We start from the raw sequence: 23,264 nt of genomic DNA, 5'->3' as shown, positions 1-23,264 counted from the left end.
GCGAGCCAAAACCGGGGAGAAGGATCATCTGAATTTGGCTGAAGCTGACCGGCTGGAAGCCGGTGGATCTAACCCTAAGAATTGGAAATTAGACTAAAAGGTTGAGCAAGTACTGGCCGTATTGGATCTTCTCGAAGAGTTTGGCCCGGACACGGAGTTGATCAGCATCTATCCACCCTTGGCGAAAGGCGATCTCTTCCGGAGATCCGATCTGTAAGCCTTGGCGTTCTTCGAGCGTTCGGACAAAGTTGCCCGCATCCAACAGACTTGCATGGGTTCCTGTATCCAACCATGCCATCCCGCGGCCCATTTTCTTGACCAACAACACGGCATCATCAAGGTAGCTGTGCAAAAGATCGGCTATCTCGAGTTCTCCGCGGTTCGAGGGGGTGAGATTGCGCGCGCGCGCGGATGCCGTGTTGTCTAGGAAATACAGTCCCGTAACCGCATATTTTGATGTTGGATGCCTAGGCTTTTCCGTGATCTTAAGCGCCCGGTCCTGATCATCGAAATCAACAACGCCGTAGCGCTCCGGATCAACAACTCGGTAACCGAAAACGGTTCCGCCTTCTTTCTGCTCATCGGCCTCAGCAAGCAACGTGGGCAAATGATGCCCAAAAAACAGGTTGTCGCCAAGGATCATGGCGCTGGAGTTGCCTTGTAAGAATTCCTCAGCCAAAATATACGCTTGAGCCAACCCTTCCGGATTCGGTTGTGTGATATAACTCAGCGAAATCCCCCAATCCTTACCATCACCTAGGGTCCGGAAGAACTGTTCTTGGTCTTGTGCTGTCGTAATAACACAAATCTCTCGTATACCTGCCAGCATCAGGACCGACAGGGGGAAATAGATCATCGGCTTATCATAAACCGGCAGCAACTGCTTCGACACGGCCGTCGTGATTGGGAACAAGCGCGTGCCGCGCCCACCGGCCAGAATGATACCTTTTCGCTCACTCATCAGGGAAGTCCTTTTCAAGTTCTGACAGAATTTCTGCCAGGCCCATACGCCAATCCGGCCTCTCAATACCGAATACTTCCTGGATCTCTGTGCAATCTAACCTTGAGTTGAGAGGGCGTGTTGCTGGGGTCCGATAAGATTGGGATTGAATGTCCCGCACCCGGCAATCAAGGCCAGCTTGGGAAAACGTTTCCCGGGCAAGATCTGCCCAGCTTGTATCCGGGTATCCTGAAAAATGGTAGATACCTGCCTTTTGCGGTTGAATAATTAGAGCCCCTGCCATTGTGTAGCACGCCATCGCGATATCGCGCGCGGGTGTAGGACCGCCCACTTGGTCGGACACGATCTCCAGTTTCTGGTTCTCCTGACCAAGCCGCAACATTGTTTTCACGAAGTTTCTGCCGTGTGACGAAAAAACCCAAGAAGTGCGTAGAATGGTTCCGCACCCCCCTTCTTGGAGGATTGCACGCTCACCGGAGAGCTTGGAGCTTCCATAGACATTAAGTGGTGCTGGTGCATCATCTGGAGTGTAGGGGCGGGACCCCCGCCCGTCAAAAACATAATCCGTGGAAATCGAAATGAAGGGAATGGACAGACCGGCACATTCCCGGGCCATTCGTGCCGGAGCTTCGGCATTCACGACGTGCGCCAGCGCGGGATCGTTTTCGACAGCGTCCACATTGGTATAGGCCGCAGCGTTAATGACAGCGTCCGGTGCCTGCGTTTGGATAGTGCGCGCACATGCTTCGGGATCGGACAAATCTGCGTCGGTGCGATCAAGGCACAGGACATGCTCCAAAGCGGCTAATTCGGCTCCTACTTGGCCGGTCTGTCCAAAAACTAGAAACTTCACTACGCGCGCTGCTCAACGTCAGCCGCGAAAGATTCTGCCTTCATGCCAAGGCGTTGACTGGCTCCCTCCCGTTCTAGCAAAGGTCGCCACCAAGCTTCATTATCGAGATACCAAGCGATGGTTTTTTCAAGTCCCTGTGCAAGTGACACCCTTGGCCGCCATCCCAACTCAGTGCGGATTCGCGTGATATCCATGGCATAGCGCTTGTCATGCCCTGGTCGATCCGCGACAAACGTGATTTGCTCCCGGTAAGGTCGCTCTATAGGACGCTTCTCATCAAGAATAGAACATATATGGTTTACGAGATCCAAATTCCGCATCTCGGCTTCACCTCCGATATTATAGGATCTGCCAGTTTTCCCATGCTCAAGAACTGTGAATAGGGCATCCACATGATCTTCCAAATTGAGCCAATCCCGCACATTGCCTCCGTTCCCATAGACAGGAATAGGCTCACCGGAAATGGCTTTGATGATGACCAGTGGTATGAGCTTTTCTGGGAACTGGTAGGGACCATAGTTGTTGGAGCAGTTGCTCAGAACCACCGGCAGATCGTAGGTCTCGTACCAAGCACGCACCAGATGATCCGAACTTGCTTTTGAAGCTGCGTAAGGACTGCGCGGAGTATAAGGGGTTTCTTCAGAAAAAAGCCCTTCCGGCCCAAGTGAACCAAATACTTCGTCTGTCGAAATATGATGAAACCGAAAGCTGGGGCGCCCGACCGACTCCCACCAATCCCGGGCAACCCCAAGCAAAGTACATGTTCCGGCAACGTTGGTGTCCACAAACAAATCCGGGCCATCAATGGAGCGATCAACATGTGTTTCCGCCGCCAGATGCAAAACCGCGTTGGGATTGAAGTCTGCAAACGCCGAGGCCATTGCCGCATGGTCCCGGATATCCGCTTTCAGAAAGGCATATCGTGGATGCTTCTGAACGGGGCCAAGGTTTTCCAGACAGGCCGCATAAGTAAGTGCGTCTATATTGAGCACATCATGCCCTTTGTCCACGGCCATGCGCACCACAGCTGACCCAATAAACCCGGCACCGCCCGTAACAATTAATCTCATACGCTCTAATCCTCCCAAGGCAGCGGACCTGTCCAAGAAAACGGGCTTTCAACATCGGCAAAACACGGTGCTGAGGAATCCCTTGGCGACAAAATAGGCTCTCCACTCAGAAGCCAATCAACCCCAAGATCGGGATCGTCAAAGACCACGGCGCCTTCCTGCGTAGGGGAATAATAGTCCGTGCACCGATATTGCACCACACTCGCAGGTTCCCGTGTAACAAACCCATGCAAAAACCCCTTAGGAATTAGGAGCTGTCGGCCATTTGCAGCATTAAGTTCAACCCCGACCCAATGCCCATATGTAGGACTGCCGCAACGAATGTCCAAAGCGACGTCAAATATTGCACCCTGGCTACACCGAACAAGTTTATCCTGCGCGTGTGGGGGGGCTTGAAAATGCAAACCGCGAACCGTTCCGACCTGTGCTGAAAACGATTGGTTATCCTGCACGAAATCTAGGTCAACCCCAGCGTCGACCAAAGTTTTTCGATTCCAGGTTTCGGAAAAGTATCCCCTCTTGTCCTCAAAGCGATCAGGCGTGAGAATTAGGACAGCAGGCAAAGAAGAGCGTTCAATTAACATTCCAGAGCATTCCATGAAGCCTCTTTGTGAATAACTAGTGGAATGCTACGTATCATCACATCCTTGATGTTTCCTAGCCCAATAAGACTAATGGATATGACGCCACTACTTTTTGCTTTTGGCCATCATCCCAAAAATAGAAAACATGCCTGTGTCCGCTTTTCAGGAGCTAGCCCGCCTCCGCGGCTGATCAGCCCCACCTGAAATACGAATGCGTCTATCTGCACGCGTGGGAGACCGGATCAGAGGCCAAAGCTGGCGTCAGAAAATGGTTCGACTTTTACAACCACAAACGTCCGCATTCTGCCCTTGGCGGCAAACCCCCAGCCGTGGTCTACTGGCTGAGAAACGACGAAACCAAACCCGATCAGCAGGAGCAGAGAGTAGCTTAATTTACGTTAGATACTGTCCAACAAATGGGGAGTAGCTCAGGCCTTTGACATGGTGACGGCTTGAATTGAGATGTGTGGCGAGGAACAATTCCTATCCACAAAATAAACCGGCAGTCACTATCAGTATCTTTCAGTCGATCATAAGACTGATTATCATTAACCCTGAGAACAAGCACCGCAAGCTGATTGCAAATTTTCAATCTTTTGGAAGTACTACCCAACTTCGACGGGACAGGAGAGAGTGCTGAATGGATCACACACAAATTCAAGAGGCGCTAGGACTGGCATCCAGCGCTGTTGGCATTTCAGACAAAGCAACCAAAACCATCAGGGCAGTTGAGACTCAGCTGAACTACGGCAGCGTTGAGGTTGAAGGCGCTCTCGCAGAACTAATTGCCCAGTTGGTGGTTGAACTCACAACAGCCAACATCACAAACACGCAGCTCTACGAAGTAGTTAAAAACCTGAACCGGAAATTTCATGAAAACGTCGCCTTCGAACAAGAGAAGGCACGCTACGAGATGGTCGAAACCGCCGAAGGGGACTATGTATTTCGTATTAAAGACCACATGGTCGACGAACAGCCCATTCACTACATCTGTCCGGTTTGTCTGAATCAGGACAAGAGAATCAGCTATATCGCTGGTCGGCATAGACGAGTGTGTCAAACAAACAGAAAGCATGTATTCAGTTTTGGGAAGAAACCACCTGTCATCAGAACACGTGTGAGGCATTAAACACGGCATAAATGACCGCATGATCATCTGGTAAAGCCTGTATAGGAGCGACAAACCCCGTGAAGATCCTGCGCATATATGTTGTGTGTTGTTTGCTTTCCCTTGGGGTCGTCATGCATGCAGCGGCCGCAGATTCCCCCCTGAAACCGAACTCTGGCTTGCTACGCAAAAATGTCTATGAAAGCACGCTCTCCCCAATATGCAGGATGGGAAATAAACTAAGTGCGGGATGTGCAGCTATCCGCAACAGGGAAATCGTCGACGCGACCCAAATGCCTTGGCGCGCTATTGGGCGTGTGAATTTTGCAAGCACACAGGTTCGAAGCCATTGCACAGGTGTGCTCATTTCCAGCCACGTTGTTCTGACCGCCGCTCACTGCTTATATAATCAGCCTAGGAAATCTTGGATACCGGCGCAAAGCCTCCGGTTCGTCGCCGGATATCAAAGAGGGGCAGCCACGGCAGTTTCAGCTGTTGTGGATTACATTCTGGACCCCGTTAATGATACGCAGAGCCGTAATTTTTCCTCTGCTGTTAGCCAGGACTGGGCTTTATTGCTCTTGGAAGACCCAGTTGGATTGGAGGTTGGTTTCTTGCCACTAAGACAGTTGAGCGCCGAGGAATGGCCCAACCAAAAAGTGGTATTGGCAGGATATGCCGGACTACGAGAGCACGTGCTGTCTGTTGCACATGACTGTGGAGAAGCGCGCTACCGTCCGAATCACGCCACCATACTCCATCAGTGTTCCGCGATGTCAGGCGATTCCGGCGCGCCGCTCCTAGTCACCGAAAACGGGGAGACAAAGGTGATTGGAGTTCTATCCGGGGTCGCGTCCAGCGGATTGAGAAATATCGGCCTCAGTATACCAGTTGCGTCTTTTGTGGACGCACTCTCCACGAAACGCTCTGAATAAAGCCAACTGCACTAAATATATTGAGAGCCTATTGTTATGCGGCGAAGCAATGCTCTGCCACGGCAGCGGCTTCGTTGTAGTGTCGCATGCAGCAAAAAAAGCCGTCCATTTCTCTGCTCGACGTTAACCCCATGCCAAACCCAGTAAGCGACAACATTTGCGCTTGCGGGTGTGCCGTCAAAAGCCAATTACCCCATGAATCGGGACTTTCCAGCATGCCCCTCAAAAAGCTTCCAAGACATGGCCTGTTTGAAAGGAGGTGCGGAAAAATGGCGAAATTGGACATGCTTTCTCGTGTCGAGCCATGCATAGAAGAGTGCGTTCTGGTCTGAATACCAAAGGCTGTTAGTGTCCGACACACTATTTAGGCACGCCTCAAGATAGCTCGACACATATCGGGCAAAATCGCGTGCTCCGGGTGTTTTAGAAAAAAACATCGCATTTGCGGGGAGGGCTTCCCACGGCAGGCGAAACAAACACCTATTTTTTGTCAGAAGTTTGCCCCCGATGATTACTTCAGCATCTGGTCTGGATTCCCCTATAACAGCAATGTTTTGCAAAACCCGCCCATCGATATCGAGCACCATGATCTCATCGTAGATTTCCAGATAATGTGGCAGATAAAGGTAGCGTGAAATGGCATAATATCCGTAGCGATCTCTTTGGCTAAGGCACGCCAACGGCCGCCGATCAACCGAGTACCCAATTCGCACACGTGTTTTGGTTTCCTCAAGAACCGATGTAGGGTCGAACCCGATACAGTGCAGATGCAGGGCTTCACCAGAATTGTGTTCTTCGAAAACGCGGAGAAATCTCTGGAAATATCTTTTAAAATATACTTCATCCACTGAAACCAATGCCGCTGAGCCGCCGGGTTGGCTGTGGATTTTAAAGGGCGGGGTCTGATCGGCCTTTTGAACAAAAACTGGTGCGTGGATACTCCGAATGCTTTCAAACTGACCTAGAAAGGGCAACGTCCATGGTGCTGAGCATAGCACCATCCGGGCTTCTTCATGAAGCCCAGCCATATGGTTTATAAGCGCCTGATAAATCTCCTGTCTCTGGCGGCCTTCATCCCTGACACATGTTTTTTTTAGTCGCGCCAATACCGAGGCGGCATCTACAAGAAATGCTTCTTTTTGCATACCCTCGACGATCCGCGTCGTTTGGAGGCGGACAAACGCCAGAAAATAAAAATCCTTGAGATGGTAAGGCACCCTCTCAAATTGTGCGAGTTCAAGCTCCCCCAACAGACTAAACAGACCTGGCCAGTGTTTTTGCGACATCAATATCCAGCTGATCTCAATGACGGCAGCATCAGATTTTGGAACTGGAATTTCTTTATGCTCCACGATGCGAAGTAATGCATCGCGCAGCTTAGGACAAAAGATGCCCTTCCGTGCTTGTCTGCCAAAATGAAGGATTTTCCACTCCAGCGGCGCCTCGTCATAGGATGACAGGTCTTCTCCACGCGGTGGATCCTGATTATTATAACAAGCGGCCAAAATTTTCGCGTCTTGATCCAGTCTGGGCAGTCGACAATACCTTAGCGCCTTGATCAGCTTCCTCAGGAACAAATGGTGCCTCCCAAACTACTTTTGTCTTGGGGAAAATGGCGAAGGAAACTCGTGTTTCGTTCCGGTGTCGGCAAGAGACAGACACAATCCTTTGCTCCGAGCCTGCCGAAAAAACCTCCGAGGTCGGGACTTGGTATTCTGAAAATCTTCCGAGATAGACGGCAACCTCTATTCTCGCGCATACACATCCTCGTAGCGTACGATATCGTCTTCGCCAAGGTAGGCCCCTGTTTGCACTTCGATAAGCACCATGGGCACCTTGCCAGGATTTTCCATACGGTGCGTGGACCCAAGTGGGATATAGATGCTTTCGTTCTCACTCACCAGTTTCACATTGTTATCTACTGTAACCTTGGCAGTCCCCTCAACCACAATCCAGTGTTCGGATCGATGGTGATGTTTTTGCAGCGATAGCACCCCGCCAGGATGGACGTGAATGCGCTTCACTTGGAATCTATCGCCAATGGCAAGGCATTCAAACCACCCCCATGGGCGGTGATCCTTTGGGAAGGTTGTTGCTTGTTTTACCGACTTGCCTTTAAGAGCGGCCACAGCCAGCTTCACGTCTTGCGCACGCGCTGCATCTGCCACTAGCACGGCATCTGGCATTGCTACGGTGATGATGTTACGCAAACCAATGCCAACGACCTCGAGCGCTTCGTCCTCCGACCGCAGTAACGAATCTTGACAGTCTATGGTCGTCACAGGTCCGGAAGTGGCCACCCCGTTTTTTTCCTGAACGGTTTCCCTCCAGACCGCGTCCCAGCCACCAAGATCAGACCAGCCAGCCGCAAAAGGCACAACGCTCAAATTATCAGCTGCCTCCATTATCGCATAGTCGATAGAAATGTCCTTAACACCGCTCCATGCCTCAGGATCAAGACGCAAAAAATCCAAATCGGGACTGCCCCCATCCACAGCAGCGCGTACCGGCCCCACCAACTCAGGAGCGTAGGCTTCAAACGCCGCCAGAATAGACTTAACAGAAAACAAGAAAATGCCTGCGTTCCAGAGGTAAGTTCCGGCCGCAAGCATCTCTTCAGCAAGCTCAGCATCAGGCTTTTCAACAAACCGTCTCAACGGTATGACCTGTTCAACGTGGTTCCCTGGGGGCTCTGCCAGTTCGAGATACCCATATCCCGTCTCCCCATGTGTAGGCTTGATGCCAAAGGTCACAATTTGTCCAGCTCGCACAGCCTCAGAACCAACCAACACAGCTGCGCGAAATGCTGATGCATCAAACACAACATGATCTGATGGAGTCACAAGCATAAGCCCATCGGGGTCACTTTTTTCCAGCCAAAGTGCAGCAGCCAGCACGGCCGGGGCCGTGTTACGCCCCTCTGGTTCAATCAGGATTGCGCTTGGATCAATGCCGATCTCAGCTAGTTGCTCAGCTACGATGAATCGAAAGTCTGCATTGGTTAGCACCAGCGGCGCCGAGAAATCCGGTCCAGAAAGCCGCTGTGCAGCGGCTTGAAATAAGGTGGTTTCCCCAACCAAGGGCATAAACTGCTTCGGATAGGATTTACGTGACAAAGGCCACAAACGGGTACCAGAGCCCCCGCACAGAAGAACAGGTGTGATCATATCGACACTCTCTCTAATCGGACTTGGTAGGTCCAGTCCAGAATCTCCAGCCGACAGCCATTATGTCTAGATACCCTCACGCTGCTCCGAACCCACCGCGCCCGATGGAACCATAGGCGGCAAAACCAGCGCGTTTGGCATCCCTTGCAGAGTAGATATTACGCAAATCAGCCATGTGAGGGGTGTTCATTTTATTCGCCAGCCGCTTGAGATCGAGGGCACGGAACTCATTCCACTCCGTCAGCAACACCACAAGATCAGTATTATTTGCCGCCTTGTAAGCATCCTCTACCCAACGTACGCCCGGCAGAAGCTCCGCTCCCTCACGATAGCCCTGTGGATCACAGACACGCACCTTGGCTCCCCCTCCTATCAGTGCTGGCACGATGGTCAAGGCCGGGGCCTCGCGCATATCGTCAGTGTTTGGCTTGAATGTAACGCCCAAGACAGCGACGGTCTTACCGTTGAAGGTACCGCCGCACAAACCGAGAAGTTTATCAATCATTCCCCGTTTTATTTCCTCATTTACCTCAATCACTGTTTCGGTGATTTGCATGGGTACGGCATATTCTTGGCCGATCCGCGCAAGTGCGCGCGTATCTTTAGGAAAACACGATCCTCCGAAGCCCGGTCCGGCATGCAGGAACTTGTTGCCGATCCGGTTATCGAGTCCGATACCGTTCGCAACCTGCTTCACATCGGCACCAACCTTTTCACACAGAGCGGCAATCTCATTGATAAAAGTGATCTTTGCCGCCAGGAATGCATTAGCCGCATATTTAATCATTTCGGCACTTTCCAAACCGGTGGTCACAACCGGAAAATCTCGTAGGTAAAGTGGTCGATAGACTTCTTTCATCACTTCAGCTGCGCGCTCCGATTGCACCCCTACAACCACTCGATCAGGTTTCATGAAATCGTCGATGGCAGCCCCTTCCCGCAAAAATTCAGGATTTGAAGCGACGTCGAATTCCAGATTCGGATTGGCCTTGGCCACTGTTTGCTTAACCTTGCGATTGGTGCCGACTGGAACCGTCGATTTTGTCACAACCACGATATAGTTCTTAGCCACTGTCGCAATCTCTTCGGCAGCGGCCATTACATAGGTCAAATCCGCATGTCCATCCCCGCGCCGAGTCGGTGTGCCAACTGCAATGAACACAGCCTCAGCTCCATCCAACGCGCCTTCTAGATCCATGGTAAAGTTGAGACGCCCGGCTTCGACATTTTTTAGCATGAGCGTATCCAGCCCGGGTTCGTATATTGGCACATCTCCCCGTTTCAAGGTGTCAATCTTATTTGAATCTTTGTCAACACAAACAACATTGTGCCCGAAATCTGAAAAACATACCCCTGAAACCAACCCTACATAACCCGTCCCAATTATCGCGATTTTCATGCGAAATACCCCTTAAGATTGCTCAGTTTTCCCAGTGTTAAAACTCTTTTTTCGGCAGAACGTTTCGCTTTGGTACCCTTAGTCTGAACTTCTGGTGGCACCCTACAAACACCATCCAGAACAACAGTCGATGATGGTAGCACGAGCATAAAAAACTAGGAGACCTCACCATAAAGATTCAGAAGCTCATCGACATGTTCGCCGACCTGTTTTGGTGGCATTGCTTCCTGCCAATACGTTTGCAGATCGATGTCGCCACCGAGCAACGCCTCAACCGTGTCATGAAAAGACGAGACAGACCCAGACTGAAAGACCAGCTTGTCACTATTGGCCAGCTCTCGGGCACCACCCAAATTGCTGGTCAGAAGAGGAAGACGACGGGCATGCATTTCAATGGCGACCTGTGGGAGACTATCTTCCCAAAGAACTGGAACAACCCCAACATCGGCGTCCCGCAAAATCTCATCGAGGTTATCGTGCGAATACCCATCTGCAAACCTGATTGAGGCAAAGCGCTCGGCAAGACCAGAAACCCGCGCGAGTGTTGGTTTGTCTGTATTAGCGGCAGCAATAATCAGATGGATGCGTGCAGCCAGCTCCTTCGGAAGTTCCTCCAAGGACTCCAGTAAGAAATAGAATCCTTTGTCCCTTCGAGCATATCCCAAAAATGCCAAACTGAGTGTTCCGTCTGCCCGAGGTAGCTCAAAGTTAGGATCTGTATTCAGGAACCGGTCCGCATGCTGTGTTCCGATATACATGGTTTTTAGCAAAGTATCCTTGATTCCAAAATTGGAAGCTATCCGTGTGACGCGTCGGGACACGCCAATCACACTATCACAATATGCATTGATCAAGTCGACCATTTCGCGGCGACGAAGATCAAAGCCCTGAGATGATGGTGGCTCAATGGATTCGAGAACAGCAGCAACTCGCGGATTGTCTGTCGGGCTCTGTTCACGCGGTTCAGCGGGGTTGTCCGACCCTTGCGGCCTCTTCACTCCAGAGATCCTGCTTAAAAGTTTTGAGGTACGGTAGCCGATTCTCATCAAAGGGAAAAAGAACCCATCAAAGGCAGGCGTTCCAGGCTGAATTCCATGGCGCTTCAATTTGGCCGAAACAGCATTCGCATAGCGGACTGCCTTCGGATTGGCCTGTCCCAAAAGACAATATGCGCACTTACGACCTTCGTCGAAGTTTTCACAGGCTTTAGCCTCTCTATGCCAGAGATTTACCTGCGGGCAGAACGGATAATAATTGTGCAAAGAGAGTACAAATTTGGTGTCTTGAAATTCTTCCTTCAACTTTAAGATCTCAGCAGGAATCCCTTCCAGATTATTGAAATGGACGATGTCATATGGCCCATTCTGATGGAGAAAATCTCTGAAGGTCCGGGTCGTTTCCTCGTGATGAAGCTGGGTAGACGCTCCGAAAGAGTGATGCGATGGCGCAAGGGCCCCAGAATTGACAATCTCAAAGCGCCGACACTCTCCCGGCCCTTCCTCGCCAATCACCTGCCAACGCGGTTTTTGGCTGGTAAGATCGTAAGTGATGCCCGATGAAAGGAAATCGGTGCGGATATCTGGTCTTGCCTTGAGATCTTCGATCAAATTACGCTGATAGACAGTGACACCGCCGCCACGTTTTTCGGGGTCAAGATAGTCCACCCAGTTGTAATACAGTATGTGCATAGGTGAGCCCGACCCTTAAAAGATGTTCTTTTCCGCCAAGAGTTATCTTGTGGAGCATAGCGAGACAAGGTCAGATCCCTGCATTTTGGAAGCCTCTCATCCGGGGGCGCGGCAGGTCCGTGACCCATGTAATTCACCGGACATTTACCTTACTGCGTCGCGACCCTTTTTCGGCTCAGAACGCCAGATCAAACAAGAAGTGATCTTCTGTAAGATGCGTTACAAGCACGCTCTCCAGAATTATAGTTACATCATCAAACGCAATGTGAGCCTCAAAGCGGTGCTGAGACAATGTGAGGTCTTCAAGGCTCGCAATATTGTCCGACAGAATTGCAATCCTGTCATCCACGAGTGAATAGTGACGTATCGTGTCCTCACCATTACCCTCGACAAAAACAAAGACATCTGCTCCCGATCCGCCTTCCAAAAGATCGTTTCCAATGCCTCCCCAGAGAATGTCGTTTCCGTCTCCCGCCTCCACATGGTCATCCCCCTGACCATTGAAGATGATGTCATCTCCATCCCCACCAGAGATCTGATCATTACCGCCACTACCAAACAGCGTGTCTGCTCCATCCCCTCCATTGAGGATATCCCGCCCTTCTCCAGCGCCGCCGTAGATCACATCATTACCATTCCCACTGGAAATGGAATCGTCTCCAGCACCGCCGCCGAAAACGTCGTGCCCGCCGCCGCCCATCACTGTATCGTCGCCCTGACCCGCCCAAGCCGTATTGGACTCTTCATCCGTTTCTATTTCATAGATCAGATCGTCGCCGTCGCCACCAAAGGAAATGTCAGAGCCCATACCTCCATATAGGGAGTCGTTTCCTGCGGAACCGCCCAAAACATCATCGCCCAAACCGCCAGCCAGATAATCATTCCCGTCTTGGGCAAATAATTCATCATTACCGAGACCGCCACTCATTGAATCGTGACCGCTCCCACCATTCAAAAAGTCAGCCCCTTCATCTCCGTGGATGTGGTCGTCGCCATCTCCTCCAAAAAGCGTATCGTCTCCAGCACCGCCGAACAGGTCATCCGCGCTTTCGTGACCATCCATAAAGTCGTCACCTTCCATGCCGACCATCAAATCACGTTCCCAGTTCCCCTCAACAACATCATCCCCCTCAGAGCCTCCAACGCGATTTGACGTCAGGAAGATATCCGCCTGCATGCATTCCACACCAGCAGAGCGCATTAAAATATCGGAGAGGCGAGTTCCTATTATCTCTTCGAAAAGTCCCTCGTCCGTCCAGCTTCGCCTTTGGAACCACAAAGGATCCGCATCGCGTAGACGCGCAAACTGTTCAACCAGTATATTCTGGAATGTTGGGCCAACCATCGCCCCTGGTATTTTTTCCTCAGCCAAGCCGCCGACCCACAAGTCTACATCGAAGACAGAATCGTAAACCGAAGCCAAGTCCTGCTGTACAACAACATCGCGAGTAATAACGCTGAAATCTGCCGGATCTAGAGCCTCTAGATCGATGTCACCCAACAACTGTGAGCGGACAGAAACATAGGTATCAATACCATGGTCCCGCCCCCGAACAATATTCAGAGCCGGAAGAGAAAAGCCTGACATCCCCGCATCATTGACAAGAAAGAGATTCAGTTCGTCAATAACCTTCGTGTCGATTTCTTGAGCATCCGTAGTCCCAAGTCCTCTCATGATTGGTGCTATTCCGTTCTCAGAAATTGCGGAGTTGTTGAAAAACGACGACGCCAAGGAAAGATGCCCCTCGCCTAAAGCATCGCCATTTTCCTTCAAACGCAAAAGCTCAGACGAAACCGTCGAATGTGCGAACCGATATGCCGCGGTAGAGAACTCATTGGTTACCTGCTCGGAGACACCCTCCGAGCTGTCTGCAAGTGGGGACAAGGCATTAGGACCAAGCAAGAGTGGTAGAAACTCAGAATAGGTAATATTCTGAATAAGCGCTTCCACAACAGATCGGGCACCGTCAAAGAGTTGATCATCAGACCAATCAGGATGCTTCTCTCCTAACCGATCAGACCAATAATTGTGCTCGTTGGCCATCATTGTATGAATGGCCGTCAGTGCTACATTTTCGTTTGCTCGCACATCGCCTGCAACATAGAGCGGGTTATCCGGATCATTATCGCCAGCGTTTTCCAATCGCGCCATATTTAGATGTAGATGGTCAATACCATCATATCCCTCGGAGGTTTTTAACCGCCCTCCGTCAAATGTCCGAAGCTCAGTCAAACGCTCACTGTCTGATCCATAGACATTTGACGCGTCGATTAGGGGAGTGATTTTGTTGACCTGCGCTCGAATGTCTCCAGCCGTTCCATCTGAAACATAAGCGGACCTCTGGACCGGTGCGATCAGACCGGCCACGTCCACAAATTCTCCACTATTTGTTGGCGTTAGGCTAATATCGTGGTCCAAGAATTGACCCCAGTAGGTCCAGAAGACGCTAACCCCCAAAGCATTAGGTAAATCTTCCTGCCCTTGGCCAAAAAGACCAAAAGCAACCTGCGCGGCATTGGGACCAATTCGAACACTCTCCACCCCGTCATCGTACGCAGAGGCTGTTAGGCGGCTGATAGGGGTATCGATTTCCCCCTCAGCACCTACCGCGCGGCTTCCGCTCGCAACATGAGTAGCGTATTCTTCAGACAAAGTAGAAACCCTCCAGATATGCCTTGGTCATGGTCGCTTTATAAGGCGATTAGTGACATTTTGCGGCAAATGCCTCCCACGACGCAACTAGATCAAGCCGATACGCATGCAAAGAGCCTATATCAGCGCATCTTTTTCGAATTTCTTCCGTGATCTACCTCAAGGGGCGCGAAGATCACCACGGCATCGGGCGATGCAATGCGCTCCTTAAGTATCGAAAGAACCATATTGGCACGATTTGGGCCTGTAGCTCATCAATGCCCGTAGATTGCAATGATCGCGTAGCGAAGAGTTTAGGAGAACCTTTACTCAATTCAAACGCAACGCATCAGGCCCCTGGTTCCAGCCCTTAGCCATAATCCAGGCTGGCCAAACATCATCATTCCAACCTGCTTTGCGGAACTGATGATGTAAAATTCCCAGCCATTGTCGCAGACTATCTTGTGCGAATGGCATCTTCTGAACGGACGCCTGGTCTGCAACAAAATTGACCAGAACACCATTGCGACCCAATTGCACTTTAAGAGACGTGATTAATTCCTCGCAGTTCACCTGATCGGGTGTTTTGGGTTTGACGGGGTTTTGGTGTTCAATATGACCTAGCGCATTTATTTGTCGCTGCCTCTGCGCATTGTCGGACAACTCTACACGGGTAGCGGTGTTGGGGGCAGCAGAAGCTCGATCTTCAACGCCCAATGTAGGCGTAGGAACCACTTCACTGAGATACTTCACAAACTCCGGGATCATCCGAATCATTAGGCGCCGGGTTAGCCACATAATGTAGATTTGGCTATCTTCTGTCTCAACCGAAATACGAATGCGATCTTCCCGTACGGCGTAGTCTGTTGTGAATCTGCGGATTTCCAGCCTCGATTCTTTTTCCATTCTAAGCACCTATCAGACCACTGTAGCCAGTTGTACATTTCCGAATTTTTAACGCTGGTTGCAATACATAACGTCAGAATGATTTTGGCAGTCCACATCACACCCGCTATGAAACTTAAAACAGCCGCCTGAATTCTACGGTTGGACCCCATCAAAAATGGGGGGATTACCAATGGAGGAAACACTACAACACAAAACGACCTCATAGTGCCTCGGGATATTGCCCAATGGAACCCAAGCCAATCATGCACTAACACTCAAACCGGACCACTCAAGTGGAGCTGATCACCTCTAGCTCGATTATCCAGAAAAATCGACACTACCAAAGGTTGGATTTCACAAATTGAAAACTTGTATAATCATTTTGGCCATGCATCGCTCCGGCTCGTCAGCTTTCACGCGAACTCTCAAGTTCCTCGGACTCTCTCTGCCTAATACGCTGGTCGCTAGTCGCAAGAACGACAATGATCTTGGCTTCTGGGAAAGCCAGCCTCAGGTCGATCTGAATGATGAGTTTTTAAGGACGGTTGGCTCTCACTGGTACGATTTTGCGCCTCCCGACCTAGATCAAGTTCCCGCAGAGCTGAAACAGGATTTTGTCGCCCGAGCGGCCCAGCTGATTGACGACGAATTTGGCGACGCGCCTTTATTCGTCATGAAAGATCCCCGCTTATGCTTACTGTTTCCCTTGTGGCAAGAGGCCCTGCAACAGATAGGCATTCGGACATTGTGCGTCCTACCCATTCGCAATCCCCTAGATATCGCGAATTCGCTCCATAAACGCAATCGTATCCTTCAGGGAGAGAGCCTGGTGTCGTGGCTGCGCTTCATGCTGGCCGCCGAGTGTAGCACCCGAGACATCCCCCGAGTTTTCGTACATTACGATGATCTTCTGGTGGACTGGCGTCAGGTCACTGACCGGATCTCCGCGAATCTGGATTTGATCTGGCCGAACACCTCGGCTTCCGCCGCCAAAAAAATCGATACATTCTTATCAGATGAGTGGTGCCATCACCATGCCGGAGACGCGGCCGTTCTACAGGACTCCGCGATGAGCCCTTGGATCAGGGATGCCTATGAAATCATGAAAGCCTGGAGTCAAGATATTGTGGCTAAGGGTGATCGGAGTAAGCTAGACAAGATTGCCAACGCGTTCGATCAATCCGTACCCGCTTATCGCAGATTTGCCGAGGAATGCCGCGCTTTGTCAGTCCATGCGCGCGAATTCGAACAAAACAACATCAAGCTTCAAGAGGAGGCGTTGAAACACCGCAATGCCGCGGCGGTGGCGCTGGCCCGGGTCACAAAAACTGAAGCGCTGCTAACCGAAGCCAAAGCTCTGGCGCTAGCCGAGGCCAAAGCCAATTCCGAGACACTTGCAAGCGCCGAAGCACTGCTGGCCGAATCCCTGGCACATGCGCAGGACGGGGTGCGCCAAGTCGCAGATGATTACCAAAAGCGCGTCACAACATTGGAAACCGAAAAAGCCACTCTTGTTCAGGAAATGCTGACCCTTCAAGCAACTGTTTCTGAAGTGCGCAAAACACTCCACGACTCGTCTGAAGAATTTAGCACCCGGCTCGACACCTATGCCACCATGACGCGCGCCGCCAAACACGAAGCGGCGAAGAACAGGACCGCCAAGAATGCTGCGGTTCTTCAGAGTGGGCTCGGGGGCGTTGCGAGAAAGGTACTTAACATTCCGCGGCGCTGCCTTCGTGTGATCAAACGCCTGATGAAGTCATGAAAGGTCAGCCATGAACCTTCCCGCAACCACCTCAACTGACCTATCGCGCCTTAAAAACAGCAATTTGTTTGACGCGGAATGGTATGTCACAGCTTATACGGATGTGCTTCATGGCCATCTTGAAGCCGCGGATCACTATCTTAAGATCGGGGGGCGTCTGGGGCGCCATCCGTCATCGCAATTTGACGCAAAAGCCTACGAGAAGGCGTATCCGGAAGCCATGCTGTTTCCCGGCGGAGCATTGCTGCATTACTTGAAGGTTGGGCAGGAAAAAAACCACCACTTTTCACCGGTCACATCTTTCGCCGTCCCCACGCAAGTGCCGATGTTGCATCGCGAAAGCTGGCATATGGATGCGCACCTGCGTGCCAGAATTGCCGATTCCATGGCCCTCGAGATAGGCCCAAAATATGAAGCGAGTGCCGCGATCATCGCGCGTGCCTTTGATCCGGAGTTCTACGTCATTCGCCACCCGGAGGTTTTGTACTCGGGGCTTAATCCCATACAACACTATTTGCAAATCGGTGCGGGCAAGAATTTCAACCCCTCTCCGCATTTCAGCACAAAAATGTACAAAACGCGAGCCCACGACCTCCTAAAATCTGGGACCAACCCTTTTGTACATTGGCTCCAGGTCGGCCTCCATAATGGTCGGTTGGGAGACCCAAACCACAAGCTTCCGCTGATTGCGAAACAGCTGCTTGGGCTGAAAGCACCCGAAGTTGCTCACGAAATGGTAGAGCGACGCACCGACCTGCTGAATCGTTTGAAATACGGTAAGTTGGGAGAAATGGTTGCAGGGGCCACGGAGTTGGATCCATTAATTGGCGCCAGCTGGCCGGAGGCTTTCGCGCCGAAGATGCCGCCATTTCACACACCCCGCACCAGTGATAAGCTAGATGCCCTGTGCGCTCTGCGCGACGCCGCAGGATATCAGCGCGCGCAGTTTGTGCTTGCGGTCAACCGCCCCCGCTGGGGCTGCGGCCTGAAGGAAGAAGGCTATCTGGCCAAATTTCTGTCCGAGGCTTATGGGCCAGAATCTGTCCTGATTATATATACCGACACAAATGATGAGATTACACCGGGCCGCTTTGATCCTGCCATTCGGCAAGTGAGTTTAAAAACGGCGACAAAAGGCAGTGCAGAAGATGTTGCCATCGATGTTCTGCAGACATTTTTGCGCAGCCTTCGTCCTATCGCCTTCTTCAACATTAACAGCCGCTTATCCTGGGTGTGCCAAGTGACATACCAAGCCGTGATGTCGCGCGAGATGAAGATCTACAATTACTTGTTCTGTAACGAGAAAAGTGTTCTTGGAACTTGGGTTGGGTATCCTGTGAAATATGTCTACCGATGTTTTGACTGGTGCGAAGAACTGCTTGTGGATAGCCATTTCCTGAAAGCTGAGCTGATCGAACGGTTTGCGCTGCCCGAAGCTATGCACGCACGCATTCGCGTGATTTCTGCGCCGGTGGACTATTCCGTTGCCTTAGCGCCTGCACCTCCTCTCAAACCAACACGGCCGCGGCAGGTCTTCTGGTCGGGGCGGTTTGCCCGGCAAAAACGGTTGGATCTGCTACCTCAGATCGCCATGCGTATGCCGGATGTGATCTTTCGCGTTTGGGGCAAAGCGATCCTAGGCAAGTTTGATGACTCTACTCTTGCACGCCACAACATTGTGCTGGAAGGGTCCTACGAAACCTTCAGCGACTTGCCACTGGAGGAGTGCGATGCTTGGCTTTACACTTCTGAGTGGGATGGGGTACCGCATCTGCTTCTGGAAGTTTGTATGACTGGAATCCCGATTGTGGGCTCGGTCGTAGGTGGCACATCGGAAGTACTCAAGGATGATCTGAGCTGGCCGGTTGAAGATATCGATGATGTCGACGCCTATGTCGCAGCCCTGCGCGATATTCTGGGCAGATCTACCGAGGCACGGGCATGCGCCACACGCCTACGCGAACAGATGATGAAAGAGAGGGACAATTTCGAACTGACCACCCTGGTTGGCAGCTTTGCCGGATTGGAGAAAGAAAACGGAGATGAAACTCATGGTTGATCTTTCCATTGGTCTTCTGGCGCATGGCGAATCCATCCTTCTGGGGCCCACCTTGCGAAGCGTGGAGCGGGCCTTGGCTGTGGTTGAAGAAAACGGGGTCTCTTTCGAACTCTTGATGGGGCTGGACAATTGCACCGACCAAACCCGCGCCTTTGTCTCCCAGCCACGGTTTGACGCCTGGGAACGGATCAATTTCTCCTTCGCTGATCAGGGCCAAGCCCGCAATGCGCTGGCGGAACGCGCAACCGGAAGGTTTATGGCTTTTCTGGATGCCGATGATCTCTACAGTGAAAACTGGCTTTCCGAGGCGTTGCTTTTCTTGCAGAAAGCCGATGATCAGGGCGCCCGCAATATCGCCCGACCCGAGCTGAACTGGTTGTTTGACGCTGGCAAGAGCGTGCTGGTTGTCCCGTCGCAGAACGACCCACTGTATCTGCCGGAATATCTTCTGGTCTCCAATCCCTTTGATGCGTTGTGTATGGCTCCGCGCCAGGTTTGGCTAGACCACCCCTACGCAAATCGCGCCGTAGCAGACGGCTACGCCTACGAAGACTGGCAATGGGCAATTGAAACCACAGCAGCAGGATGGACCCATGTCACCATACGCGACACGATCATATTCAAACGGCGGCGGGATATTTCACAAACAGTTCTTGCTTCCGGCGCAAAAGTTCACATACGGCAGGTGGCAGGCACAGCTATCGACGAAGGTAGTCTGCTGGATCACAATTATTACTCCCGTATCATCAAAAGGAATAGGTAATCGTCATGGATGGTATCTGGGAAGACTTCATTTCACGTAACGCCCATACAGAGCCGGACCTATCCACCCTGCCACCAGCGAAAGAGCACCTTGAAGCCGACGGCCACTCGTCGAGGTGGGAGAAGGTAACCCGTGACCTCTATGCCGCCCTTGAGGTGGACACGTATCCAATCCCACCCACAGCCGCCCGTGAAGGCTATTATGGGCCACGCCATTTCAGCTATTGGGCCAGCGGGCTGCGCGACATGCAGATGCTGCTCGATTGTGCTGAACGCAACAATGTGTACGTGCATCGCTACTTAGATTTCGGTTGTGCCTCCGGTCGGGTGATCCGCCATTTCGCCGTACAGGAACCACAGATCGAAACCTTCGGGTCTGACCTGAACCGGCACCATGTGGAGTGGGTGAACACCCACTTGCCCAGCACGGTCACCGCCTTCATGAATCATTCGATCCCGTCCCTGCCACTGCCCGACAGTTATCTCGATCTGGTGTCAGCCTATTCGGTATTCACCCATATCGAAGCCTTCGAGACCTCTTGGCTGATGGAATTGCGCCGAGTCATGAAGCCCGGTGCCATCGCCTGGATCACAATCCATTCTCATCTCTCTTGGCTAGATCTCGAAGAGAGTTGGCCGCTCTATAGAGGACTGAAAAACCACAAAGATTTTCCACCTTTGGAAGAGCGCGAGCCAATGACCGAAGACCGCAAGGTTTTCCGCTGGCGCAATGACAAGTCTTACAGCAGCAATGTGTTCTATTCACTGGACTACATCCACAAAACTTGGGGACGCATCTTTGAAGTATCCGAGTTTCGCCGCCGCCACCCCGGATTTCAGGACGTGATCATCCTGAAAAACACCAAGGGCATCTAAGCTCCACTCAGCAGACCTTGACCGCAACCTAAAGCGTCCCGCCTTTAACCTGCGACGTATCCGGCAGCGGTGAAGTAATTCCAGCACTCGTTGGGTGAGTAATCGTTCGGAAACCTCCCGAACTGGATACCCACGCACCGTGATCTGATGCACCGCATCGCGCTTGAACTCATCGCTGTAATTGCTTGTCCCCATGTCGGCCTCCTTGCCTCAAAATTAGGGGGCAAAGCGTCTACAAATCTAGGGGCACCTCAAGTTTCAGGCGCAATGCCGCCGCGCGACCGCTTAACCCTTCCTCAATGTATCGCTGAAACCGCGCCCGAAGCGCGTCTGGCAAAGGTGCTGACATGATCCACCCTCCCAAACAGGATGAATCACAAAATCATACGCGTGGGAATCCCTCTGATTCAGGTTTTCGGCGGGACGCTTTAATCACAAGAAAGAAACTGGAATGGATTCTGTATCCAAACGGCCCGGATCAAGGGGCTGGGTCAGAGGGGATGTCGGTTTTCGCATCGATGACCGCAATTTCGAGACCGGCTACCAAACCTCTCACTGATCTTATTCTTTTAGCAGTTCAGACAATGAAAAACAGCCGATGAAGGTATCGTGTTTCATCTAGGCATGCCGCTCGCGCAATAGAGTTACTCAGCAAACTATCGGTCTGCCGTTCCTCCCATCATCTGCTGAAGGAGTGCTTGCCAATCCGGAGGAATTGTAGTGCTGCCATCCGGGAACGCAATATGGTCAAAGTAATCCAAAGGAAGGCCGTTTTTGACGAGATCGTCTACGGAAGTCACAATGTCGATCCGCTGAACACGAGGGTTCATCAAAAGAGTTCTTGCACACTCGAATGTTGAAGCTGTTTTTGGGACCAGCTTCATAGGCCCGATACCGCAAGTTTGGCCCCAGACCCATCCTTCACCGTGCTGCTTCTCTTCCGGTTGTTTATGTGCTTTGAACTCGTCACCGCTAACAATTTTTAGTGTCGAAGGTATACGACCAGCCCTTTGTCCCAGGATCGCCTTGACGCATTTTTCATGCTTGATCCCAGCGACAAGTGGAATCTGGATGCTTGGCACCGAATTTACTTCCAAAAAACCACAGGTACTCGTTGGGGGCAAAGAAATGTCTCTTGAGATGTAGTCGATACCTATACATTGCAGCCTCATAGCCTCCGCGATTGCCATAGCCATCTGTTTGACGTCGCGATGTGTAATATTCGTCACGTCCGTAAGTGTTGAACCAAGGCTCGTACGTGGGAGGTCAAAAAGATGGTATTCAAAATTCTCCGGAAGAACGCTATCCAGAGACAAACTCCGTTTAGCTAAACGTTTCTTCATTTCATCATTTCTTGGCACGGCATACCCATAAAGAGCCTTAGCAGGATCGGCCAAGCGATTAGATTCCTTCTCGTCTAGCAACGCTTCAATAGTGGAAATACCATCTCCAATAACGCTCGCCGGGACGCGGCGAACAGAGCAAAGATATTCTCCCCGAACAACCATTAAACGATGAACATCGCCTTGCAGCATCTGTTCAATAAGAACCCGTCCCCTACTAAATTGCCAAGCCTCTTCAAAACCTTTCAAAAGTTGATCCGGGGATGTAATTCCGACCGTGACATTTCGTGACTGCTTTCCATCGACTGGCTTGGTCACACAGGGGAAGCCAACTCTTCTCCGGGCTCTTGACAGCCCGGCCTGCGAGCGCACAACACAATCCCGCGCTACCGGGAAACCCAAGGATCGCAAAAACGCCTTAGTCTCTGGTTTGTTGCGGGCAGTTTGGTGGAAAAGGTAGCTATTTTCTGCTATTCCAGTCTCAAATGAGAGAGCTCCTCTGCGACCCCATCCATATTGCCAACAGCGTGGCATGGACGGAACTGCGAAATATGGGATATTGAGAGCATCTGCAGCCTGCATCAAAAATTTAGCTTGATAGTCAGGATGCTTAACGCGGCAAATCTTCAGAATGGACGCTGTCGACCTTGCAAACCAAGTGGCCCAATCTTGATCGAAGGACAATCGCCTTATGCTTTCAGCTGCATGGTCCAAGACCTGTAAGCTCAAAGTTGGATCATGATATCCAATCCATGATATCACTCTCTCTCCGTCCCGTTGGGAACCATGCGACTTCACAAAACCTCTTTCCGCATTAAGAATTTTCCACGACCAGTTTGTCAAAAACGTGCCAACGGCAAGTGCGACATCACTCGGGTCTAGCTCAGCATCTGTGTCCAATAACTCAACCCAGCTCGCCGAAGCCTCCATCATCACCGAAAGAGATTCAAAAAATGACCGTTTCTTGAGAAACCCATTGTTCCAGCTTACTCTCACCACTGGATCAGAGGAATGAATGTTAGGACCAGTATAAACGCGCTCGAGCTGAAAATATGAACCTGGTTTTCTGCTGTCACCTCTTGTCGCCGACATAAAATAGAACCCCAAATAACTCTCAATCGGACAATCGAAACATACTAAATGAGGGAAGCTGACAAAAGAAGTGGCCTACCCA

General features: G+C 51.3%; 18 protein-coding genes and 1 pseudogene. 8 read left to right on the top strand and 11 right to left on the bottom strand.

Annotated elements, in window-relative coordinates; translation table 11 throughout:
• Positions 1-88: 88 nt before the first annotated feature.
• Genes rfbA through rfbC form a run of 4 tightly spaced genes read right to left on the bottom strand, consistent with a single transcriptional unit; the run spans position 89 to position 3,468 of the window.
• Positions 89-961: a glucose-1-phosphate thymidylyltransferase RfbA gene (gene rfbA, locus CLV88_RS18785; protein WP_106609951.1), complete on the bottom strand. Its 873-nt coding sequence runs from the start codon at positions 959-961 to the stop codon at positions 89-91.
• Entirely contained in the window at positions 954-1,814 is an 861-nt protein-coding gene (gene rfbD / locus CLV88_RS18780; RefSeq protein WP_106609950.1) for a dTDP-4-dehydrorhamnose reductase, read from the bottom strand. The genes rfbA and rfbD overlap by 8 nt, the downstream gene beginning before the upstream one ends.
• Positions 1,814-2,884: a dTDP-glucose 4,6-dehydratase gene (rfbB, locus tag CLV88_RS18775; protein WP_106609949.1), complete on the bottom strand. Its 1,071-nt coding sequence runs from the start codon at positions 2,882-2,884 to the stop codon at positions 1,814-1,816. The genes rfbD and rfbB overlap by 1 nt, the downstream gene beginning before the upstream one ends.
• Before the next feature lie 5 nt (positions 2,885-2,889).
• The gene (gene rfbC, locus CLV88_RS18770) at positions 2,890-3,468 is read right to left on the bottom strand and encodes a dTDP-4-dehydrorhamnose 3,5-epimerase (RefSeq protein WP_106609948.1); all 579 of its coding nucleotides are present in this window, start codon (positions 3,466-3,468) and stop codon (positions 2,890-2,892) included.
• Positions 3,469-3,668: 200 nt separating this feature from the next.
• On the opposite strand from rfbC, the pseudogene CLV88_RS18765 reads away from it, so the two are divergent.
• The 3 genes and pseudogenes from CLV88_RS18765 to CLV88_RS18755 all read left to right on the top strand — a co-directional run.
• Positions 3,669-3,860: pseudogene (locus CLV88_RS18765) on the top strand (integrase core domain-containing protein); the annotation flags it as partial.
• 248 nt (positions 3,861-4,108) lie between these two features.
• Complete coding sequence (locus tag CLV88_RS18760; protein ID WP_106609947.1) at positions 4,109-4,597, top strand: hypothetical protein; 489 nt, start codon at positions 4,109-4,111, stop codon at positions 4,595-4,597.
• Between the two features lie 59 nt (positions 4,598-4,656).
• Positions 4,657-5,511 (top strand): trypsin-like serine peptidase, encoded by an 855-nt coding sequence (locus CLV88_RS18755; protein WP_133170007.1) that lies wholly within the window; start codon positions 4,657-4,659, stop codon positions 5,509-5,511.
• 188 nt (positions 5,512-5,699) lie between these two features.
• Here the strand turns inward: CLV88_RS18755 and CLV88_RS18750 are convergent, their stop codons facing one another.
• The 6 genes from CLV88_RS18750 to CLV88_RS18725 all read right to left on the bottom strand — a co-directional run bounded on the left by CLV88_RS18750 (position 5,700) and on the right by CLV88_RS18725 (position 15,303).
• Positions 5,700-7,088, bottom strand: a complete 1,389-nt coding sequence (locus CLV88_RS18750; RefSeq protein WP_106609945.1) for a hypothetical protein — start codon at positions 7,086-7,088, stop codon at positions 5,700-5,702.
• A 168-nt stretch (positions 7,089-7,256) separates the two neighbouring features.
• Positions 7,257-8,678 (bottom strand): mannose-1-phosphate guanylyltransferase/mannose-6-phosphate isomerase, encoded by a 1,422-nt coding sequence (locus CLV88_RS18745; RefSeq protein ID WP_106609944.1) that lies wholly within the window; start codon positions 8,676-8,678, stop codon positions 7,257-7,259.
• A 76-nt stretch (positions 8,679-8,754) separates the two neighbouring features.
• Positions 8,755-10,077: a UDP-glucose dehydrogenase family protein gene (locus CLV88_RS18740; protein WP_106609943.1), complete on the bottom strand. Its 1,323-nt coding sequence runs from the start codon at positions 10,075-10,077 to the stop codon at positions 8,755-8,757.
• A 155-nt stretch (positions 10,078-10,232) separates the two neighbouring features.
• Positions 10,233-11,765, bottom strand: a complete 1,533-nt coding sequence (locus CLV88_RS18735; protein WP_106609942.1) for a glycosyltransferase — start codon at positions 11,763-11,765, stop codon at positions 10,233-10,235.
• Positions 11,766-11,940: 175 nt separating this feature from the next.
• On the bottom strand, positions 11,941-14,418 hold the full coding sequence (locus CLV88_RS18730; protein WP_106609941.1) for a peroxidase family protein: 2,478 nt from the start codon (positions 14,416-14,418) through the stop codon (positions 11,941-11,943).
• Positions 14,419-14,727: 309 nt separating this feature from the next.
• Positions 14,728-15,303, bottom strand: coding sequence for a hypothetical protein (locus tag CLV88_RS18725; protein WP_106609940.1), 576 nt, complete (start codon positions 15,301-15,303; stop codon positions 14,728-14,730).
• 128 nt (positions 15,304-15,431) lie between these two features.
• On the opposite strand from CLV88_RS18725, the gene CLV88_RS23800 reads away from it, so the two are divergent.
• The 5 genes from CLV88_RS23800 (at position 15,432) to CLV88_RS18700 (ending at position 20,747) form a co-directional block, all read left to right on the top strand.
• Complete coding sequence (locus CLV88_RS23800; protein WP_106609954.1) at positions 15,432-15,557, top strand: integrase core domain-containing protein; 126 nt, start codon at positions 15,432-15,434, stop codon at positions 15,555-15,557.
• A gap of 116 nt (positions 15,558-15,673) precedes the next feature.
• Positions 15,674-17,050: a sulfotransferase family protein gene (locus CLV88_RS18715; protein WP_106609939.1), complete on the top strand. Its 1,377-nt coding sequence runs from the start codon at positions 15,674-15,676 to the stop codon at positions 17,048-17,050.
• A gap of 10 nt (positions 17,051-17,060) precedes the next feature.
• Complete coding sequence (locus CLV88_RS18710; RefSeq protein ID WP_106609938.1) at positions 17,061-19,109, top strand: glycosyltransferase family 4 protein; 2,049 nt, start codon at positions 17,061-17,063, stop codon at positions 19,107-19,109.
• Complete coding sequence (locus tag CLV88_RS18705) at positions 19,102-19,872, top strand: glycosyltransferase family 2 protein (protein ID WP_165798946.1); 771 nt, start codon at positions 19,102-19,104, stop codon at positions 19,870-19,872. The genes CLV88_RS18710 and CLV88_RS18705 overlap by 8 nt, the downstream gene beginning before the upstream one ends.
• Before the next feature lie 5 nt (positions 19,873-19,877).
• Positions 19,878-20,747: a class I SAM-dependent methyltransferase gene (locus CLV88_RS18700; protein ID WP_106609936.1), complete on the top strand. Its 870-nt coding sequence runs from the start codon at positions 19,878-19,880 to the stop codon at positions 20,745-20,747.
• A 656-nt stretch (positions 20,748-21,403) separates the two neighbouring features.
• Here the strand turns inward: CLV88_RS18700 and CLV88_RS18690 are convergent.
• Positions 21,404-23,197: a hypothetical protein gene (locus CLV88_RS18690; protein ID WP_165798945.1), complete on the bottom strand. Its 1,794-nt coding sequence runs from the start codon at positions 23,195-23,197 to the stop codon at positions 21,404-21,406.
• Positions 23,198-23,264: the final 67 nt, after the last annotated feature.

The sequence above is a fragment of the Shimia abyssi genome (assembly GCF_003014475.1).
GTDB classification, from domain to species: Bacteria; Pseudomonadota; Alphaproteobacteria; order Rhodobacterales; family Rhodobacteraceae; genus Shimia; species Shimia abyssi.
The sequence above is the reverse complement of the archived record's forward strand: the minus strand, read 5'-3'. Positions and strand labels throughout refer to the sequence as shown.

Excerpts from the sequence above, each read along its gene's own strand:
- rfbC (WP_106609948.1), bottom strand. The coding sequence starts at position 3,468 with ATGTTAATTGAACGCTCTTCTTTGCCTGCTGTCCTAATTCTCACGCCT.
- CLV88_RS18710 (WP_106609938.1), top strand. The coding sequence starts at position 17,061 with ATGAACCTTCCCGCAACCACCTCAACTGACCTATCGCGCCTTAAAAAC.
- CLV88_RS18740 (WP_106609943.1), bottom strand. The coding sequence starts at position 10,077 with ATGAAAATCGCGATAATTGGGACGGGTTATGTAGGGTTGGTTTCAGGG.
- CLV88_RS18715 (WP_106609939.1), top strand. The coding sequence starts at position 15,674 with ATGCATCGCTCCGGCTCGTCAGCTTTCACGCGAACTCTCAAGTTCCTC.
- rfbA (WP_106609951.1), bottom strand. The coding sequence starts at position 961 with ATGAGTGAGCGAAAAGGTATCATTCTGGCCGGTGGGCGCGGCACGCGC.
- CLV88_RS18700 (WP_106609936.1), top strand. The coding sequence starts at position 19,878 with ATGGATGGTATCTGGGAAGACTTCATTTCACGTAACGCCCATACAGAG.
- rfbB (WP_106609949.1), bottom strand. The coding sequence starts at position 2,884 with ATGAGATTAATTGTTACGGGCGGTGCCGGGTTTATTGGGTCAGCTGTG.
- CLV88_RS18735 (WP_106609942.1), bottom strand. The coding sequence starts at position 11,765 with ATGCACATACTGTATTACAACTGGGTGGACTATCTTGACCCCGAAAAA.
- CLV88_RS18760 (WP_106609947.1), top strand. The coding sequence starts at position 4,109 with ATGGATCACACACAAATTCAAGAGGCGCTAGGACTGGCATCCAGCGCT.
- CLV88_RS18725 (WP_106609940.1), bottom strand. The coding sequence starts at position 15,303 with ATGGAAAAAGAATCGAGGCTGGAAATCCGCAGATTCACAACAGACTAC.
- CLV88_RS18745 (WP_106609944.1), bottom strand. The coding sequence starts at position 8,678 with ATGATCACACCTGTTCTTCTGTGCGGGGGCTCTGGTACCCGTTTGTGG.
- CLV88_RS18705 (WP_165798946.1), top strand. The coding sequence starts at position 19,102 with ATGGTTGATCTTTCCATTGGTCTTCTGGCGCATGGCGAATCCATCCTT.